This is a genomic window from Natronomonas salsuginis (genome assembly GCF_005239135.1).
Classification (GTDB): Archaea; Halobacteriota; Halobacteria; order Halobacteriales; family Haloarculaceae; genus Natronomonas; species Natronomonas salsuginis.
On record NZ_QKNX01000005.1, the window covers coordinates 43,575 to 64,087 of the forward strand.

A 20,513-nucleotide genomic window follows, 5' to 3' on the forward strand; every position below is an offset into this window, starting at 1 on the left:
GCACTCAAACAGGAGGGATTAAGCCAGTAGTGTCTCAAATACACCTTCCGCTTGAACTAGCATTACAATCAGGAGATTTCAAATAACGTTATCTTCTTTGAAGCGTTCGATCTCATCGTCATCAAAACCCAATTGTTTGAGGACTTCTTTATTATCGCTACCTGGTGGTTTGGGCTTCTTTCGGACCGGAAGCGTATCGTTATTTATAAGAAGTGGATTCCGAATCATTTGTAGACCATCTGACTCAACAAGTAATTCGGCAAGGTAATCATCATCCCACATTTCTAATGTGTCATAAACCGGTGCGACAGCTATGTCGTGTTCTCTCAAGAGTTCCAGCCAATATTCCGACGGTTTCTTTTCGAAAACAGAATCAAGAATATCGTATAAGGCCTCTTCGTTCTCCAACCGTTTATCATTCGATTCAAATCTTGGGTCATCTTTTAAGTCCTTTCTCCCAATAGCGTCGCAGAATCTGACCCATTGATATCTGGATCCCACCATGAGCATGATCTCGGAATCCTCTGTCTCAAACAGATCTATTGGTGCCCCTGCTGGATGGCGGTTGCCTTTTCGAGGATACGGTTCACCCGTAACAAAAGTTTCAGCAGCTCTCGGGGCTAGCCAAGAGACAAAAGCGTCTAACATCGGAATTTCAATGTAATGACCACTTTTGCCGTTCACATCCCTGTCATACAGAGCAAAAAGGATAGACTGGGCAGTATACATGCTCGCTGCGAGGTCGCCTATCGGTACTGCTTCCCGAAGCGGTTGGCCATCCGGTTCGCCGGTAACACTCATTGCACCACCCATCGCTTGAATTACTGGGCCGTAAGCGGGCAAGTCCTCGTACTTACTGCCTTCTCGGAAGCCATGAACAGAACAATAAATTATATCATCGTTAATCTCACTGACATCCTCATACGAAAGTCCCACTTCATCTAGTGTCCCAGGTTTTAAGTTCTCGACAAGAACGTCAGCATCCTTGAGCAGTTCCTTTATGATTGAAACGCCTCGATCGGTTTTTATATTTGCCGTAACGCAACATTTATTCCGATTTACAGTCACGTAATGCGATCCCAAACCCTCCATTCTCGGCCCTGTTTCCCGGATAAGTTCTCCCTCACCAGGTCGCTCGATTTTTGTTACGCCCGCCCCCATATCACCTAACATTGTCCCAGCAAAAGGAACGGTGATCATTTGTCCAATTTCGACAATCTCTATATCGTCAAGCATTACGCGAAAGTCGGGAGAGTAGGAAATAAAACTTTGGTCTCTGGTGAATAGCCAGATAGTGCCGGGTTGATCCGTCACAACTAGAGCGTTGAAGCGGGAAGCGGCGGATGCTTCACGTCCGAAATTTCCCACTTCACGGGGCAGGTCGTATTGGCTTCAGGTGCTGTTGGGGGCCGAGGTCCGTCGGATACTCGATCAGCTGGAATTTCACTACACGCCAATTCATGGCAGCTGGCTCAACATGACTGAGATCGAAATCAACCTCTACACTCGCAGTGTCTTGCGCGACGTATTCCCAATGCAGCGACTCCCCGGTCGGAGGTCACTGTATGGTTTGCAGATCCCAATAAGAAGAATTCTCAGATTAATGGGCAGTTCGCCACGGGTAATGCTCGCATCAATTTATATCACCTCTGTCCCTCGATTGATCGTTGATGGAACAGTAAAAGGATGACAGATTACTCGTGCTCGGCCTTGCCTGGAACCTCCGGAGGAGCACATTGTAATCCGCCGTCAACGCTAAGGATTTCTCCCGTAGTATACCCATTTGTCGGCGATAACAGATACACAACTGATTCAGCAACATCACTCGGTTCACCAATTTCGCCGATTGGAACCAAGCTTCGCCGCTTATTAAGCAGATCATCATCCGTATATAGATTGTCCGTTGCCGGCGTCCAGATCATTCCGGGACAAACTGCATTAACCCGGATGCCGAATTCTGCCCATTCAATCGCCATCTGTTGTGTAAGTTTGATAATAGACGCTTTACTTGGGGTGTATGCCCCAGCACCAGGTTGAGGTACCAATCCTGCTACAGATGAAAGATTAACTATCGAACCTTCCTCATCATTTTCTGCCAACGATTTAGCGACAGTCCGTGATACGAGGAAAGTCGATGTTGTATTTACAGCCATAACTTTGTCCCACTCGTCTACGGACAATTCGGTAAGGGGAGAAGCAGAATTCGCGCCGGCATTGTTGACAACAAGCTGGGGAGTCCCCAATTCCTCCTCCACCTTAGATATCATTTGCTCAACTTCAGCTTCTTGGCTTACGTCACCAAGAAGTTTAATGGCCTCGCTGCCTTCTTCCTGAACCAATTGGACTGTCTCTTCAGCCCTCTCCTCGTATATGTCATTTACTGCTACATCCGCACCTAGTTCTGCAAGAGTTGTTGCTATTTCTTGTCCAATACCCTGGCCTGCACCCGTAACGAATGCCGTCTTTCCATCGAAGAGACCGCTCTTGTACATGCTCATAGAGTGCTTGCCCATCCATGATATATTAATGCTTTGATATTCCACCATACGTACAAAGTAATTCACAGTCAGACACAGCTGAATCTCAAGACCATCATCGACTCTAGTGTTTATTTCAAGTCACCGCTAGAACCCGTTTTATTTCTCCGTCAATCTCCGTGAGGACTCGAGTCAACACATCGTTCCAGTTGTGTGGAGAGGACTTGCTTTCAGCGGGGCCAGCCGCATCTCGCAGAAGACAATGGTGGACCTCCACATTATGTTCGTTCGGATGCTAGTCCAATCGACATTTTTGCTCTTCTCCGTGCGCTCGGTGCTCCTGATAGTGGACGCTGAAATCGTCTTTCTTGTACCAAGTAATCTGCAGGAACCAGTCTTCGATAGATACGTAGATTTTCAGAAATCGCCGAGGACATCCAAGTCAGCCAGCGCGTAATCCCGTACAGCCACGTAAACGGGATGTAGTCAGAGATGCGGCGGGACTGGCCGAAAAAGTTCCTGGCCAAGTCTCGTAACCACTAATATTCCGAGCTACCGGGCCGTCACTACCAGACCTTACCGGTTTTAGATACTTAAAACAAGGGCAGACTGTATACTGGTATCACGTCCTAACCGAATGTTCAAGCGCCAGTGTGTGGGACAGTGTAACAGTACAGAGTCTGATGCAGCTATACTAGTCTTTGGGGCTCTAATGAATCCCTGTAATGAGGCGGGATATGTACTCGACGATCAAGAAATGACCGAGAAACGTCATGACACGCAGGTCGTCTGGCAATTCGCCCACCAAACGCGAGCGAGGTTATCAGCCTCGCCGCCGACAAAGGTACCACGGATGCGATTACGCTAAAAATCCCACGACAAGGGCGTAAGACTGCTAATTAAACACTGCGAGTTCCGCCGTCGATGCGCCTAAAGCGCGCATTGACAGGTCTCTGTACGGTCAGAGAGCAATGTCTGAGACCGTCTTCTCGACGATCAAGCCCACGCCTGGGCACGCGATGCGGGCCCGAGGTGGAACCGCAAGTTTAGTGAGATCGTTCTGATGTATGCAGTCCATAGGATCAAGCGAGCCGTGAAACCATGGGACCAAACATTGTATGGCAATTTACCAGAGCCGTCTATGGAATCGATATTCCCGCATCTCGCTGTGGTCAAATATTTTATCTGCCCCGCACTCTGGACAACGTTCATGTTCAGTTGAAAACCGGTGGTTGCAGTCTACGCATCGGTAATCAAGGGTGAAAGAATCCCATTGGTTTGAGAGACTATGCCACAGTTTCATGTATTGCTGAACTCTGTGAATCCTTATATAATTTTCGTGCAGGGGTCTAGACGATAGCGGACGAGAGATGATCAGGTAAAGGAGGAACGGACGAATCTGTAGGCCCCGAACGGGGAGGTAATCGGACTATTCGGTAACGCCATACTTATTGATGCCGTCCGGATGAGGTTCCGATTGTATCAGGTGATGCGACTTCGTCAGTCGCGTCTCTTCGCAGTGTGAAGAGGAGGGCTGCGTTTGACAAGGCTTTCGAGATTTAACGCCGGAGCGGAGCGACTGTTGCAAGTCGGGCGCGGCACCGGCGCAGCCGTTAGCCCATTGACAGCACTCACTTGGCTGCACGCGCTGAAATCATCCAGATCAGTCTCGGGGGAGCGACCGCTGAAAGGAGTACTCCCACGAGGCGCCGTCATCGACACCGCTGGTATAGCAATCGCGAACAATATGATGTAGGTTTGAGTGCCTATCTTCACTACCGCTTTGTTTATTAATTTATATCTTAAGGCTATTGATAATATTATTTATCGAATTTTCCGATTTGAGATTGAAACAGTTTTCAGCCAGCGTTTCTATTTGTTGCCCGGACAAATATGGATCCATCAAATCTTCAGCTTTTGATCGTAACTCGTCGTTCGTCATGGGACGCTCTGGATGGCCTTTTGGATAATTGACGCGTTTCCTATGCTTTTCTCCGCTCGCTTCAATGGCTACCTTTGAAGGCATATGACGCGGGTTTTCCATTCGGTATTGATCAAGATCTTCGTCAGCTTGGACCGATACCTTCTGCATCATTTGATAGATTTGCTCATCTTGGAGATGCTCTTCATTGTATTGCTCGGGAGTCACTTCGTCATCTATGATGGCAACGGATACATTATATGGGAGACTGTGATCGGCGGTTTCACGATTCATATCTCGAGCCCACTTTTCCGGGCCGCTAGCATAACCTTCCACAGCCTGTGTAAACGTCTCTACTTCAATTTTCTCGATATCGTTCGGATCAATATTATTCTCACGAACAATATCAAGGGCGGCTGTAACTGATGGATGAGTATAGAAGCCACACGCAAACGTCTTGAAGCTTGTTTCCATGACTCGATAATCTTCCACGCCGTTTCTACCACCTAAGTCCTCAAGACTGACTGGCTCTTTTGAAACGACTTCGAAGAAGCCACGATCGCCCTCAAAAACCTGTTTTGGCCCGGTGATTCCATTACGAGCCATCTGACAAGCCTGAATAGCATTATGAGTAACATAGGGAACAGCCATTCCTTTATACATAGAGACAGTTCCCAAGCGCGCTATTAAAAGACCGTTATTATTAGAACCAGCTATGCCGAACGCATTTATCAGTTGGTCCTTATCCAGGTCCATTAATTTTCCTACAGCTGCAACAGACGAATATGCTGCCCAAGTAGAGTAATCAAAACCCTCCGCTGTAACGATACCAGTATCAACTCCACGGCATTGAATTTCATATGCGATGACAACCGATTCAATCAAATCTGCCCCACTCGCCTGCTCCGCTTCTGCAACTGAAACTAATGCCGGGATATGGTCACTTGGGTGGCACGCCGCTGACTGGGTCGTGTAACAATCATTGAAATCAAGATATCTACCCATGATACCATTGATTAAAGCACCATATTCGACATCGACGTTTTTTCCACTTCCAAATATAGTCGATTCGGATCCTCCAGAATCCCGATTATCGTATACTTGGCGGATTTTCTTACTTGGGGGACTATTGAATGCGCCGAGCGCACACCCAATTGTGTCAAGAGTAAGTCTTTCGACCTGTTCCTCGACTTCCTCGGGTAGATCGTCGATCGATATTTGCTTCGTGTACTCGGCCAAGCTTTCGCTGGAAAGTTCCATAGAATTCGTAATTACCTTCTCATACATAATACCACTTGATTTCGCAGGCCATGTTCGAATCAAGCGGATTGCCAGATAAAAGAGACCCGGATTGCCAAATAAAAGAGACCCGGATTGCCAAATAAAAGAGACCACCCGACCACCGCCGTTACTTACCGACCCGCGTAATTGCCAAGGTTGAACCGTCACACTAATTACAGCAGTTTCTGCGACGGTACGATCATCCGTCAGCACGGAAGGTAGCGGCGAAAGTCGTTCCAGTTCGCAAGAACGGTGATTAAATGCAAGACAAAGTCAACGTCCGCAAGTCTTCCATGATAACGTATCGCGTATACAAGGCTTAAGAGCGAACTGCGGCTCCCGATCGCGGTCTACGTCTCTTATCAGGTTGGGGACCGGGGCAGGAGCGGTGAAATCGTCCGTGGCTACGTGTCTTATGGCCTCGTCGAGGAAGATCTGAAAAGGGCTGAGTGACTCTATCGGAAGCGGCCAGCCATGGAAACAGGCTATCGACTACGTCGAGTAGCGAATACACTCCATCGGTGACGATCTCCTGCTGACGGCGGCCTGTCTGTTAGGTTAGGAACTACAGACACCACTGGCCGTCACTACTGACCCACGCCGGTTTTAAATACTCAGAGCGCATCGGGAAAAATGACGGTTTCGGCTAGTTAATAACGTTTTCTGAACGGAGCTGTTCGAGAGTGGCTCGATTGTACCCGAGAATCTCGGAGAGAATCTGGTCGGTGTGTTCGCCTACTTCTGGGGCTTCCCGAGATTCCGTTTCCGAAGCGGACTGTTTGGCGGATGTATACGGTGACACCGGCAGCCGCATTGATTCGCCCCCATAGTTCACCTTATCAAAGGCGCCTCGTTGCTCCAAGTGTCTTGATTCCGCGACATCCTCAATTGATTGGACTTTGCTAGCTTTCACTCCGCTTTGTGAGCAAGTCTTGATAACTTCCTGTGTGGGGCGTTGTACCGCCCACTCTGCAACCACGTTTTCCACAGCGTCGTCAGAATTGCCCCAGTCTATGGCTGGGTCAGTGTTCTGAATATTGGTCTTTAGACGTTCACAGGACTCTTCATCCTGAACAGAAATAGTAACCCAGTCTGTTTCCGTTTCGAACACCCCAGCCAGCGCTTCAGGGGAACGACTCGGCCCGTGATTGGTGGGCTCGTTCGAGAATGGTAGCCGCGACTGCAACATCCAAGCGGCGCAGTCTTGCATTGAGATATCTATATGCTGACCTTCACCCGTCGACTTTCGTTCATATAATGCTGTTATAATAGCAGTAGCAGAGACGAATCCCGGAAGAACATCCATTACCGACGGACCAAGTTTAACCGGACCATCGCCTTTGAATCCGGTTAAATTCATTAATCCAGACATTGCCTGAATGGTAGAATCGTAGGCCCTTTGATTTGTTTCGGCGGAATCGTGTCCAAACCCGGAGATCGAACAATATATTAACGAATTGTTCTCATTTCGGAGTTCTTCAGGACCCAAACCGAGTTCAGTAAGCGTCTGGGGGCGAAAATTCTCTATGAGGACGTCTGCTTCGTTTGCAAGTGACTTCACAATCTCCTGTCCCTGTTCACTGTCGATATTAACACCTAAACTTTTTTTATTATAATTGCCACTTTGGAATGCATACGACATCTCATCAGAATCTGCAGATGGATTGGGGCGTCCACTTTCTCCGCCATCTGGCCGTTCTATCTTAATGACTTCACTCACTAGTGGATCGAGCAGCCAAGAAGCCATGGGACCCGCAGTAATTTGGCCCATATCCAAAACTCGGACTTCAGAAATCGGTTTCATTCGTTTCCACCTGCCTCGTGGTTTAACGCGGAGGTTTGATATGCCTCACTGTCAATCGATTGTTCTAATGATAGAGGTGGCCTGACCACCAAATCTCCGTCTAAATCAGTGGTCATCTGCCTATGATCGAGATTTGGATGGGTAAATGCCTGCTGAACGTCCTTGATTTCTGTTGCGACAACCCCGTGATCATCGGCTAGTTCAAGTATGTCAGACACACTTCTCTTAGATACCCATTGCTCGATTATATCGTTAATCTCATCGACGTTAGCTTTTCGCTTGGCCATTGAGGAGAATCGAGGATCGCCGTCTAAGTCCTGGCGGCCCAAGAGGTCTAGTAACCGTTTCCAGTCACGGTTTGTATACGCAATAAGAAATACCCACCCGTCTTCCGCTTCAAACGCGTTCCAAGGCGCTACTAGCGGATGTTGATTCCCAGATCGGTCTATTTGTTGGCCAGTACCGAAATATTTGCCAAGGAATGTTCTGTTGAGGGGTAACAAAGCGTCTTGAACTGATATATCAATACTATCTTCCCCATCCTCGTCTGAAAGAGAATAGATTATTGATCCAAGTCCAACTAACGAGGCGAACGTTGCTCCGATATGAGCGGCGGTCAACGCTGGTTTACCCCCTTCGAACCCGGTCGTATGGCTTATACCAGACATAGCCTGGGTTGTCATGTTATCACCGTCTTTTTCTGCAAGCGGCCCGGTCCGACCATATGGTGTGATCGAACAGTACGTAATGTCGGGATTAATATCTCTAAGGGTTGACTCCGAATACTTGTCTTGCGGGTTTGGTGTGTCAATTATAAACACGTCCGCAGTCTTTATGAGATCCTCGAATTTGCTATATTGACCATCGGTATGGACACCAGATTTGTTAACACAATACATCTTGAAGATGTGCTCATCGGTTTCAGCATCACCAGTCAAAGACCGTAGCGGGTGTCCATCAGGTTCCTCGACGAGATGCACTGACGCGCCAAAATCCGATAAAAGACGTCCGCACATTGCCCCTCTGGGCGATTGACTGCGTTCGACGACTGTAATATCTTTAAGAGCCATTTGTAATTATCTCATTTGTAGCCTAATTCGTGATCCGCTATCATGACTGTGTGTATATCATTGGTTCCGTCATAGAGCTTGCTCACTTTCGAGTTCCGGAAGTGTCTCCCAACGCTGTAGCTACTTTCTGCGATCCCGTTCGCACCGTGAAGTTGAACAGCGTCTTCAGCAGCCTGGTGCGCCGCGTTCGTAGTAAACCGTTTTGCCATGGACGCGCTTTGCTGGGCATGATCTACTCCACGGTCTTTCATATCCGCCAATTTAAACGTGAGTAGTTTTGCCGCTTCATAATTTTCACGCATATTGGCGATTTTCTGTTTTACCAACTGGTACTCCCCGATATTTTGATCAAACACTTCACGCTGATTGGCGTACTCGATGGATTCCTTTAGGCATTGTTGGAGGACACCAAGACCACGTGATGCACAAGCAAGTCGACCGATTTCTGTACCGGTCATTAATACTTTGTACCCTTTCCCTTCTTCACCAATACGGTTCTCAACAGGGACGCGAACGTCATTCAATTTTACTGCGCCTGAAGAAAGGGTTCGTGATCCAGTAATTGGCTTTTCAACCCTTGTTTCTATACCATCCCAGTCTCTTTCGATTATAACAGCAATCGTTCCCTGATATGCCGGTTCCGCATCCGGATCGAGTTGAGCAAAGGTCAAGAACCATTCAGCGAGATCCAGATTACTTATCCACATCTTCTCTCCGTTGATGACATATTCATCACCGTCACGCTCAGCCGTTGTATGTAAATTTCGAACGACATCAGTTCCAGAATGAGGCTCTGTAACTGCTGTGGCACCAGTCGCTTTGCCTTCGGCCATAGGCTTCAGATACTTTTTCTTCAACTCCTCGCTCCCATATTCCAGCGTTCCACGGCCGAGTGAGCAACTGACCGCACCCGCAAGGGTGGCAGCACGCTCTGAGAACCTTGCAAACTCTTCTATGATAAGTACCAACGACACATAATCGAGTTCGGACCCGCCGTATTCCTCCGGCAATGTACCGCCCATAAAGCCTAATTCGGCAAGCTGTTCCGGGAGTTCAGGAGGAATCTCACCGGTTTGATCCCATTCCGCTACGTTGGGTTTCAATTCGTTCTCGGCGAATTCCTTGGCGAGCTGTCGGATCTGTCTTTGCTCCTCTGTGAGTTCGAAATTCATCTTTGTTCCTCTGTTAAGTTGGTTTCCCTAGTTATATATTTGATGGTTCACTAGCGGGGCGGTAGCCGACGGATTTCAGGTGTCCGATACTTGTCATCCCCACGGACAGAGCGGACTATAGTACGGTGCTTTCTCAAGTTCAAGCACGGCAAATACACCCGGAATCTCGTTGAGGTAGTCTTAGTACCTCACAAAGCATCGTCAGTTAACTCGGTCTGAGCCCCCAATTTGTTGCTGAAGGGGTGCTGTGAACAGTCGAGATCTGACGAGGCAATCCTTACCGAGTACGTCGAGGGGCGGGTTGCGGTGTTGAAAGACTCCAAGCGTGTGCCGGTCTTTTTTAATCGACCCAACCGCGTCAAGGCGTGGGGCACGTGCTCTTACTGGCACTGCTCGTGTACTCGATGATTGAGCGAGGGGACACGGAAAGCGCTTGCCGACACAGACGAACCGATGGAATTGGCTTGTGGGCCGACGAGTTATCGGCCCACTGGCTGGGTTGTCCTCGTACGGTTCAAGACTGCGTGTAGTCGAAGAACCACGATTAAGCGTCGCTCGGCCACGTCGTAGGTGCCGAGTGTGGTATCGTGAATACCGCGAAGTCGTCCCGATGTTCGATTTGCAATATCGAACGTGCCGTCACCCATCAAAACTAGCTCACGTGCGGGGTTTCACCAGGTCCTCTCTTTTCGATAAGATCTCACTGGACCATTCTTATTTGGCAGAATTAGCTCGCTACTCGAAAAGGGTGATAAATATCCAGTGTGGAGTTCCCCAACAATTGAGGACAAAGGTAATCGATCTAGATCGTTACGGACGTGTTCCCTGCATCTCCCTTGGGATTTTGCTGAATGAACGGGTCTCTTGTCGGTCAGCACAAGGTTGTTAAGTCGACTTATTTACTTGAGGTAGGGAGTTGTACGGTGGCAGATCCTTCTCCTATCTGTTCGCCGTCCTTCATGTGCGTTTGTTGTAAGTCGATTTCCACGAGATGTTCTTGAGTGTCTTCATTGATATATTTATCAGTAACTTTTCCAGTACAAACAGTTGCCTCACCTATATAATTCATTCCGCTAATTTTCGTATCTAATTCGGTTATCATCGCGTCGTCACCCATCCAATCGGTTACGGGATGGTGCATCCACGTGATTCTCTGTCCAGCCACGTCGTATGCTCGTGGTACACCAATACCAGCAGAAACCTCTGGGTCGATATGGCCCATAGCGGGGTGCTCTATAAACCCTAGATCTTCTCTCCGATAAGCGTCCGCTGGATGGCGTTTCCGTTCTTTAACACCAAGTTCATGTGCATGATACAACGGTGTGCCACATCCCGCATACCAACAAATGACATCAGTTATACCAAGCGGTCCTTTTACACGTCGCTCTAGCTCATCTCCAACACTAACGTTTTCCCAGAATCTTGGTTCCGCCCCTCGTCTTGTTTCGTTCAACAGTTCGTTTTCTATCGATTTTAATTCGTCTTTCGTCCAATAAACGGACTCTCTATCCTGAGATACACTTGATTCGCCATGAGATTTCGGGCGGGGGATACGAAGAACAGTCCCCCATGCTGTACAGATCAATTCGTCTTCCTTTCCACTTTTATCAAAGAACTCAACCTTACCCTCTTGGAGAACAAACTCACCTGCTCTCCCTCCCTCCTTTTTCTCGACTTTGGTTGGTACAGCTCTAACTTTGAACTGATCTCCTTCGAGAAGTGGTCTCTCAAATTCCCATCTTGTTCCCCCATATATCCCTTGGACACCAGGTAGCTTTGGGCCAATTGCTATTCTATCAACACTGAAAAGGAATCCTGGAGGTGCTTTGAGCCCACCCCACTTCGTGCCTTTTGCATACTCCCTATCTGTATATAGCGGATTATCATCCCCGTATCCCCACGCAAACTGTCGTATATTATCCAGATTTAATTCTGTATTCCAAAAGCACCTCCGTCGAAGTTCTTCCTCGTTGGTCCTCATTTCCGTCCCAATCAGATCTCTGGCTTCCTCAATCATCTCGTCGGTGATTTCAGGAGCGAGATCTTCCTCCAGTGTGTCAGTAGATTCGTCCATCAGGTTACCAACGACTATCATATTACAAAAACGCATCGGTTCCTAGTTAACGGCTTTTCAAACGATAAATGCTCCACGAAAACGTTCGGCCGCCGAGAGATACCAACGGTACCGACTGATTAATCAGGAATGACCAATGGCTACAGACCTACACTTGCCAACGGAATCAGAATGACACTCGGATATCCAGCCAGAAGATTGATGCCGCGATCTTTACGACTCAGACTCGTGCAATTCGCGCAACTTTATTCGCTGGGTTTTTTGATTGTTAGTTTGGGGGACCTTATCTATGAACTCGATCTCTCTAGGATATTCATGCTTTCCTAGTTCCTCACGCACGAAATTTTTCAATTCGTCCTTAAGCTCCTCGGTTCCAGCCTCATCAGTTTCTATGTAAGCTTTTACCCTGTTGCCAAGTTCTTCATCCGGGACGCCTATGACACCCGATACGGCAACTTTTGGGTGTTTTTCCAACGATTCTTCAACTTCTTTAGGACCGATTGTATAGCCCGATGACAAGATAACGTCGTCGGCACGTCCTTTGCTCCAGAAGTATCCATCTTCATCTGTCAACCCCGCGTCTTCCGATAATTTCAGTCCATCTGATTCTCTTACGGCTATCCTTCCAACTTCTCCGTTGGGCAATTCGTTCCCATCATCGTCGACAATGAGTACATCGTTCCCTGGGAGTGGCTTGCCCAGACTACCATGTCTGGATTCGAAATCCGGAAATGCTTGATCAGCCAGCACGACCTTCCCCGTCATCTCTGATGCGCCATACGAACTTCTAGGCAATGCTCCAAATAGTTCCTCAACCTTTCGTGATAGTTCAGCCGGCATCGGTTCACCGGTATAGTTCGCTTTTTCGATTTGTGGGGGCTGATCCATTTCCTCAGCCGCATCCACCATCTTCCGAAGAGCCGTTGGAACCACACTAATTAGTAAATTAACATCATTGTCATCTATGAATTCCAGGGCTTTTTTTGCATCAAATGGGCCGGAAAGGAACCCTGCTGGAATCCCAAATACTAATGGAGCTAATAGTCCCCCCCAAAGTCCAGCTCCCCAACCTGTTGAAGAGGTGGTGAATGCTTTATCTTCAGAAGAAAAGTCTAACATCAAATCTTTCATTCCAGCATAATATATAAGACTCTTCTGCCTGTAAGCGTGAGGGGTGGGGGTACCCGTGGTGCCACTTGTATAGTTCACCACAGCTGTGTCTTCAGCGTCCGTCTGGGACGTGTAGGTTTGAGACAGTCCCTCCAATTGAGTTGAAAGTTCCTGTGTTGTAATTACTTCCACGGTTTCGTCAAATTGGTCACTATCAACATCCTCAGGAGCTATAGCTATAGTTGGCTCAGAATCTTGCACTCGGTAAGCCATGGCATCAGGACCGAAAACCTCTGGGCAGGGTACCGCAACCGCACCTTGCTTTATCGTCCCGAAGAAAGATACTAAGAATTCAAAAGACATATCCAGATTAACGACCACCCGTTCCCCTTTTTCCACACCTTTCTTATCAAGTAAATTCGCAAATTGGTTTGCTGCCTCTGTAATTTCCGCAAATTGGTATTCCGACAGCGTGTCTTCTTTAGTATTTAGTACGTGCGCACACACACCATCATGTCTATCAAGACACTCAACGCCGATGTTTAAGCTTTCTTTGTCGCCCTCCACTATGTCCCATGTCTCATCCCAGCTAAAGTTCTCATATGCCTCATCATACGAGTCATATCGTTTTGGCAGCATGGTATATGAGTATTATTATGTCCTATATAAAGATTTTGAACCACATCTGCAATCCACTCACCCCACATTAAGCATCATCCGGTTCGGATAAACAACAAAATCGAATGACTACGCAGTGATTATTGGGACTATCACACTAATATAAGATGAGAGGTGATTGGAATCAAACTCCCCCCAAACGGACACCAACATCAGAACGCCCGTGTGAACGCTTACCGCAGCCGGCGGCGAAACCCTCCCCATCGTCGTCTCCAGCTTCTATGACCGCTTTACCGGCACTCCATGGCTTTCTCTCCGAACTTCTCGAACACGTATTTGACGAAATCGCTGTTCCTCACCGCGTCTCACTTGAGCTCGACCAATTCAAAAAGATTGTTGCTGCTGATGCCACCCCATCTTGCGGTTGCAACAGCTCCTCTCTAAGTTCAAAGCTACCCACAACGACGCGTTCGATGTAATTCTATGCCTCGTTCAAAACGCAAACAGTCGATGATCTCCGACGGAATCACTCACGGAGTGCCCTCTTCGAAACCGGGTCGTAGCTGCATTGCCGCCTCTTTCTGCTGGGCCTGAGCTCTTTCAAATGCCGTCGTTTTGTACTCATCTATAAAAACGACGGTTTCTTTCCAAATTAGGTGAAGCAGATTTCAAACCCGCTTACTATGAGTAGTTCACAAACTCTTCGTGCCAATTCTAACGATATCCAAGGCAAGCAGGTCTTCGACGTTGTCGGAGATTTGCAGGGCTAGTATATCATGTCGTCGTGGGGGTTAGCTTGAAACGCCGTGAAATGCTTCGTTCCCGACTGAACGCTGGGCGACGACCTTCTGGTCTTATATCCAGGTGATTCTCCTATACCTAGCTCTCTCTAGGGGTTTCAATCACAAGACACTCCCCCTCGCCAAGCCGAGATTCGCTGTTAGAGGAGGTGCGTAGCGATCCCATCGCTGCGGAAGCCCAAAGTTAAGGCAACTGTATTTAGTACCCTTTCCGAATAGCGAGTGAAATTTTACGCCTCTGTGCGATTGAAAAACCGAGAATCGTTTCCAGTACAGTTGTCTGTATTTACTGGATAACTGAGCTAAAGCGATAACGAGTGATGAGAGCCCGAATTAAGCGTTAATTTGGAGCCTGAGTTGGATCTTCTCTATTGTTGCACGAAGTTCGTTAGCATATTCTTGATGGAGTTCGTCGCTTGCGAAACGACTTTTTGGACCCCCGATACTGATCGCAGCGTGGATGTCTTCCCCTGGCGAATATAAGTCTGAGCCGATGGCCCAGATGCCTTCTACTCGCTCTCCTCTGTTAATGGCATATCCTCTCTCACGGATTTCATCAAGCTCTTCTAGTAACTCATCAATATCAGAAATCGTGTTTTCTTGTTTGGCGTCTAAACCTTGTTTTTTTGCTATTTGTCGTACTTCATCATTTTCCAACTGGGCCAATATACTTTTACCTGACGCGGTTGTATGAAGTTCAAACCGGTTGTAACCCGGTCTTGTTTGAGTTTCGGAGCCAAGATCGTATTTATCATTGCAAGAATGGAGATATACTCCAGTAGAATAGTCTTTTGCTGTGAGTACAACGACTTTATCGATACTATCGGCTAAATCTTGGAGATAGGGCCTGGCGGTCGAAACCAGTGTTGACTGGTCGTGGACAAATTTCCCGTGGTCCAGGAATTTAAAACCTAAGTGGTACTTCTGATTCCGAACTCTCACATACTCTTGTTCCAGGAGCGTTTTCAGATGCTTATAGACAGTACTCTTTTTCATATCTACGTGTTCTGCAAGTTCTGTCACGCCGGCCCCGTTGAGGTCCTGTAGACCATTGACTATTTTTAATAGACGAATATCGGATTGCACCAAGTTTGATTTTGAGGCCATGTCAGTATTTAATATCTCCAGCCACTTAATATTCACTCACAGTGGAATAGTCGGGTTGATCAATTTTGCGTGAAGAGAGCTGTCGAGAAGGACCCCACAGAATAGTTTACATGGTTCATGAGACTATCTGGTAACATCATGCACCGGATAAACGGAATTCGCCGGCGTATGAGAATATTTCTGTAGTACCCTCGGTTGAGCTACAGTGAGTTGGTAACTTGAGGTGGTGAGCTTGCTCGAGAAGACACGCCAACCACAAGTATTTTCATGTACGCTCATCCCGATAGATCGTAGTACAGCAGGTTTTGTAACCATTCTCTGAGAGAGTTGAACGGTAGAGAAGGCTTGCTCCGCGATACTGGTCAGCTCGCCAGCCCTACGATAAAATATTTACATCCGGCGGTATTTTCAACCAGACTCGGCGGATCAGGCGTATCACCGGCTGCTACGAGAGGGGTGTGACAGCAATGACGGTACAGAGTCACAAGAATCCGTGTCATTGGGCAAAAAACCCTATTAGCATAGTTGTCTACCTACAGTAGACAATGAGTGAATTGATGACGATGATGGTTGTAGTCTCTCACCCGTGATGCCGGAACCCTTAGGCCATTGATTCATCCAACTCCTGGCCGACAGCAGTCGTGCTAGTCAGTGTGGCACAGGCCACTGTTTCCAACCATCCATATCAGTGTTGCGACGTCGGGGGCGTCGAACGTGACCACCTTTGTCTCCTCTGTCGCTTGAATGGAATACAATTGTTTTGTTTCTGGACGACGGAGATATTGGTCGGGTATCCCAAACTCTGCATTTCAGAACGTCCCTAATCTCCGGTGAGTGACCTTGTAACGTATTCTATACCACCCTAACGCTTTATTTACTTATAGTAGACGGAGTTGTGATACGGATCTTCGAGTAAATAATATGTACGCATCGAACTAATCGATATCACGGAATATAGGCGCTTTACCCTAAAGATTATTTCTGGAATGCATCGAAAAGTATGATTACACTATTCCATTGTGCACTGTAAGTACACACTACGGAGTCGTGCGGGAAAATCATATGCCTTCATAGCAATCAGGGACCGTGTTTAGTTAAGGATGAAGAGTGATGCGAGGCAATATTCGGCTGGTTCATGACTAAAGTCATCGGTCCAAGCGGTGACAGTGACTGGATTGGTTTGAGTTTTACAGAGCGAGTACGGACACCGAGCAATCTGATGGCGCTTGGTATTCAGCCCCACCTAGCTGACATATATTTTATAAATACAATTCTAAAATCGTAGATGTTTGGTTAAACACAGTCACAGAAAGCCGTTCACGATTAGGTACCGAAAGTCGATCTACAGCCGGCCGACGATGCGAGGCCAGATCACGTCGTACTCAACGGGACCGAGATCCAATTCAACGGCCAGCAATTTTAGCTGTACGTTGCCGTCGATCCAGAAATGAATAAATTCCTTTCAAATCCGAGTTTTTACCACAACTGCGGTGGTATTAACATAACAGTTTCTGCAGAAATATCGTGAGAAATATGATGCCTCTGACGCCGTGTTTCTCGCTGACTGCGCTAAGCATCTAGCGACGACACTTCGCCGACCAGTGCTCCGATTTCAAATAGTTTGGCTGGGAGATTGGTGTGCTGTCAAACATATATTTTTATAGATAAGATCATAAATCTGTTTTTTTAGTAATATTTCCAACCACGTGCGGCCAGCGGTCGAAGAAACGTGGCCGCAAGCCTTCCTTGTCTAGTGGAATTCGCTTAACTAATCACGGTGGATCAAGCAAGCTAAAATTCATGCGCCGCCATAGTGTAACTCCTTCAGGTGAAAGATGATCTATGCACAATATACGCCCAAAGTTGAATCTGTCAATAAGGACCACCCATAGTAACAAAATCATGATGATAAGACGTTGCATACCCGATATATTAATATTTCTGCTATACAGGTTACAAGATACAGCGGTACGATTTGTTGGGTGGCTACAACGTACTAAACTGACAGCCAGCACAGACCAAATGCCCACACATTCTCTTCCACGGTGTATTCGAGGTTCGACCAGCATCGTTTTGTAACACGGAACTTCTCTCCTAGAACATGGCCAAAGGACAAAAAATACAACAGGTAATCAAAAAATACGATCTTGAATCTCTCGGGGACGAACTCGTCGAACAATGGACCGACCCGGAAAGCAGCGAATCGCTCCACGATCTCGAAAAGTACGTCAACCAACGCATCGTCACGAGCGTCATCAACGAGCAACTCAAAGGCTTAGTCCCACAGGCGCATCCACCAGACCGAATCGCACACCTACTCCGGGCAGATGGTTCAAACGCCGAACGGTTCGAAGACATCTCCCGGGTCGAAATCACCGAAGTGAAAAACTGGATCGAAAAGAATGACATCGACGCCGACGCCCTTGCCGACGACCTCGTCTCATACAATACAGTATATAAATATTTAACAAATATAAGAAATGTCAGTGCATCCGACGGACAAAAACAAGCACGGACACCGAAAGAACGTCAAGAGAAAGTCCATACCCGATTGTCAAATCTACAACAGCGCGTCGAAGCAGTCACCAAACAGGGGCTTGAATCACTCGTAAACGCCGATGTTATCCCTGATTCTTACGATATACGGCTCCAATTCCGTATCGAATGCACAGAGTGCGATCGACGCCAAGACCTCCTCAAGTATATCGGTAACCGCGGCTGTACCGCCTGCAGAGCAAATAAGCGACAAGACTAGTACTTAGTCACGAAATCGTGTTCGTCCAGGTAAAGATGAAGGGAACAGTGTTGCTCAGGAGTAATACTATTTGACTTTGGTATCGATTTTCATGAGCGTCGCTTCTAGCAGCGAGTCGTTGACCTCGGCTGAATCCTCTGGCAGCAACGCTGCGACGAGATACTCAGTTTCATCCGCAAAATAGTCAATAAGCTGAGCAATCCGTTCGCTATCAATCATTTCGACACTATCAAGCAACATAATCGGACACAGATCGGCAACATCGTGAACAATATAGCCAGTAAGGGCAACAACGAGCCCAGTGACGGAGCGTTCACTTTCGGAGAGATGCTGGAGGTCATCGGCGTAAACACCATTACCGCCCTCACGGACAATATTCAACTCGAACACCGTCTGCTCTTCAGTGCGACGACCGACTTTCACGTCCTTACGCTTGCGCTCGATCCAGATGCGTTCGATGTTTGCATACCCGAGTAATTCAAGCACCGTGTCAATCGTCTGGTTGAATTCTTCGACCAGTTTCCGTTCTGTGTCCTCGACATGGGAGTGAAGCCTTTCGATTTCGTCGACGAGTTCATCACGTTGGTCGGAAAGCCTATCTTCAGCTTCAAGCTCCGTCTCGAGGTCCGCTATGGTTGACTCGATATCATCCAACTTTGTCTCGGCCTGTCGGATGGCGACCTCCGTATCAATAAGATCGTCTTCGACAGCTGCGTGTTCGGCGCGGAGCGCTTCGTCAGGCTCCGTCGCTGCGTCCTCGCGGGCGGCTTCCAGTCCGTCTTCAAGATCCGCCACTGTCTCTTTGGCTTCTTCGAGACGCTCTTCGTACGTTTCAATTCGAGTCTCTGTCTGCTCTTTCTGCCGTTCGGCTTCCGCCAGCCGCTTTTCTGCACGCTCCCACTGGTCGAGTTGGGATTCAACCTCCTTGAGTTGGCTCCGGACCTCCTGTTGGTCCGATTCGAGCGCATTGATCTGCTCGCGGAACGCTGTATTGATCTCTCGATACTGGTCGATCACGGCATCGACTGTATCGGTCGTGACCTGACTGCCGCAGGCCAGACAGCTGATCTGTTCACCCTCGACGAGTGTGTCAGTGAGATCGCCCGACTCCCCAGAGTGGGTCGCGGTCAGCGGGCCCTCCGGGAGGTCAATATCGACATCGAGTTGCCCAACCGCCTCCTCGATCGAGGTCATAGAGTCCTGAAGTGTGCGCGCAGCCTCCATACCAGAGGTGATCTCCTGACGTTGGGAACGAATGGTGTCGATCTGGTCGGCGAGCCGTTCGCGTTCGGCTTCGAGCCGATCACGCTCGGCGCGCAACTCGGCTTCCTCGGCGTCGGGTTTATCGATCGCCTCGAGATCGTCGATAGCCGCTTTCTGGAGATTTCGCTGTTGGTCGAGTTTCCGCTTGAGAGTGTTCACCTCGGTTCGCTGGGAGGTGAGCTCTTCCTCGAGTTCCTGTACTCGCTCTGGTTTTTCATCTGACGCCGTCTCGTCGAACTGTGCTTCGAGCGTTTCTTTCCGCTCTTGGATCTCTGCTTCCGTCGTTCGAAGGTCATCGAGCTCAGTTTCGAGTTGCGTCCGCTGTTCTTCGAGTTTTGGAATGCGCTGTTTGTATTCATCGAGCTGTTCGAGTTCGGCTTCGATATTCTCTTTTTCCGCGCGCAGTTGTTGCAATTCTGCCTCGATTTCGTCTGTATCGATCGGCCGCATCAACACCTCGTGAAGATCGCCATTGCGTTCGATCGTCTGCCGAACCGGATTGTCTTTCAGCAGAAACGCATACAAATCGAGTAATTCGGACTCGTCTGTAAACGGCTCGCCGTTCATCATAGTCGTGCCGCCTGCCCGCTCAATCGTCCGCGTGTACGTTTCATCACCGAGCCGAAGGGTTGCTTGACCCTCGTCGGTATCGCTTTTGAGTGAGATTTGATTGGAGCTGCTCCCCACTGTAGCCATGATTCCTTGCAAAAACGAGGTCCGGTTCGTCGCGTTTCGCCCACTGAGAACCGTCACACCCGGTGGTAAGTCAGCTTCCGCATGCTCAATTCCGCCAATATTTTCGAGCTCAACACAGAGAGGTCCCTCGGAAAGCGCTTGTGACATTAGTACCTTGTTTGGCAAAAACAATAAAAAAGTTCGGTTTCGAATCGGCTTTGTCACAAAAAAATCGAAGGTTACCAGACAAGGATTCCCGTCACGGTCATGATTAGACGATAGCACGCTCAGGCATGCTTTTATTCATGAGGGCGAATACCGGTAGTTCCCGCCAGTCTTGATTGTTGGTTGGGTTTCTTAAACAAGGTGTGAAAGATTAGCTTGAC

General features: G+C 48.1%; 11 protein-coding genes and 3 pseudogenes. 4 read left to right on the forward strand and 10 right to left on the reverse strand.

Annotated elements, in window-relative coordinates; all coding sequences use genetic code 11:
• Positions 1–78: 78 nt before the first annotated feature.
• Positions 79–1,236 carry a CaiB/BaiF CoA transferase family protein gene (locus tag DM868_RS11820; RefSeq protein WP_137277083.1) on the reverse strand — a complete coding sequence of 386 codons (1,158 nt, stop codon included), beginning with the start codon at positions 1,234–1,236 and terminating at the stop codon, positions 79–81.
• A 458-nt stretch (positions 1,237–1,694) separates the two neighbouring features.
• Positions 1,695–2,498: an SDR family NAD(P)-dependent oxidoreductase gene (locus DM868_RS11830; protein WP_170964503.1), complete on the reverse strand. Its 804-nt coding sequence runs from the start codon at positions 2,496–2,498 to the stop codon at positions 1,695–1,697.
• 736 nt (positions 2,499–3,234) lie between these two features.
• Here DM868_RS11830 and DM868_RS15795 point away from each other — a divergent pair.
• Positions 3,235–3,579, forward strand: a pseudogene (locus DM868_RS15795) (transposase); the annotation flags it as partial.
• A gap of 693 nt (positions 3,580–4,272) precedes the next feature.
• Here DM868_RS15795 and DM868_RS11835 read toward each other — a convergent pair.
• The 4 genes from DM868_RS11835 to DM868_RS11850 all read right to left on the reverse strand — a co-directional run bounded on the left by DM868_RS11835 (position 4,273) and on the right by DM868_RS11850 (position 9,725).
• On the reverse strand, positions 4,273–5,892 hold the full coding sequence (locus DM868_RS11835; protein ID WP_137277085.1) for an MmgE/PrpD family protein: 1,620 nt from the start codon (positions 5,890–5,892) through the stop codon (positions 4,273–4,275).
• Positions 5,893–6,325: 433 nt separating this feature from the next.
• Positions 6,326–7,483, reverse strand: coding sequence for a CaiB/BaiF CoA transferase family protein (locus tag DM868_RS11840; protein WP_137277086.1), 1,158 nt, complete (start codon positions 7,481–7,483; stop codon positions 6,326–6,328).
• Entirely contained in the window at positions 7,480–8,553 is a 1,074-nt protein-coding gene (locus DM868_RS11845) for a CaiB/BaiF CoA transferase family protein (protein ID WP_137277087.1), read from the reverse strand. Before DM868_RS11845 ends, DM868_RS11840 begins: the two co-directional genes overlap by 4 nt.
• Before the next feature lie 11 nt (positions 8,554–8,564).
• The gene (locus tag DM868_RS11850; protein WP_137277088.1) at positions 8,565–9,725 is read right to left on the reverse strand and encodes an acyl-CoA dehydrogenase family protein; all 1,161 of its coding nucleotides are present in this window, start codon (positions 9,723–9,725) and stop codon (positions 8,565–8,567) included.
• A gap of 267 nt (positions 9,726–9,992) precedes the next feature.
• Between DM868_RS11850 and DM868_RS15915 the strand changes: the two are divergent.
• Positions 9,993–10,277, forward strand: a pseudogene (locus tag DM868_RS15915) (IS1634 family transposase); the annotation flags it as partial.
• Between the two features lie 343 nt (positions 10,278–10,620).
• On the opposite strand, the gene DM868_RS11855 reads toward DM868_RS15915, so the two are convergent.
• From DM868_RS11855 to DM868_RS11865, 3 genes are all read right to left on the reverse strand, one after another.
• Positions 10,621–11,799 carry an FAS1-like dehydratase domain-containing protein gene (locus DM868_RS11855; protein WP_170964504.1) on the reverse strand — a complete coding sequence of 393 codons (1,179 nt, stop codon included), beginning with the start codon at positions 11,797–11,799 and terminating at the stop codon, positions 10,621–10,623.
• Positions 11,800–12,012: 213 nt separating this feature from the next.
• A complete protein-coding gene (locus DM868_RS11860; protein ID WP_137277090.1) occupies positions 12,013–13,548 on the reverse strand; it encodes an AMP-binding protein in 1,536 nt (511 codons plus the stop codon).
• 1,112 nt (positions 13,549–14,660) lie between these two features.
• Complete coding sequence (locus DM868_RS11865) at positions 14,661–15,434, reverse strand: IclR family transcriptional regulator (RefSeq protein ID WP_137277091.1); 774 nt, start codon at positions 15,432–15,434, stop codon at positions 14,661–14,663.
• Between the two features lie 1,135 nt (positions 15,435–16,569).
• Between DM868_RS11865 and DM868_RS11870 the strand changes: the two are divergent.
• Together DM868_RS11870 and rdfA are read left to right on the forward strand one after the other, a co-directional pair.
• A pseudogene (locus tag DM868_RS11870) lies at positions 16,570–17,188 on the forward strand (IS6 family transposase).
• Between the two features lie 347 nt (positions 17,189–17,535).
• Positions 17,536–18,189 (forward strand): rod-determining factor RdfA, encoded by a 654-nt coding sequence (gene rdfA, locus DM868_RS11875; RefSeq protein ID WP_137277092.1) that lies wholly within the window; start codon positions 17,536–17,538, stop codon positions 18,187–18,189.
• A 66-nt stretch (positions 18,190–18,255) separates the two neighbouring features.
• Here rdfA and DM868_RS11880 read toward each other — a convergent pair whose 3' ends face one another.
• On the reverse strand, positions 18,256–20,295 hold the full coding sequence (locus DM868_RS11880) for an archaea-specific SMC-related protein (protein WP_137277093.1): 2,040 nt from the start codon (positions 20,293–20,295) through the stop codon (positions 18,256–18,258).
• Between the last annotated feature and the right edge of the window lie 218 nt (positions 20,296–20,513).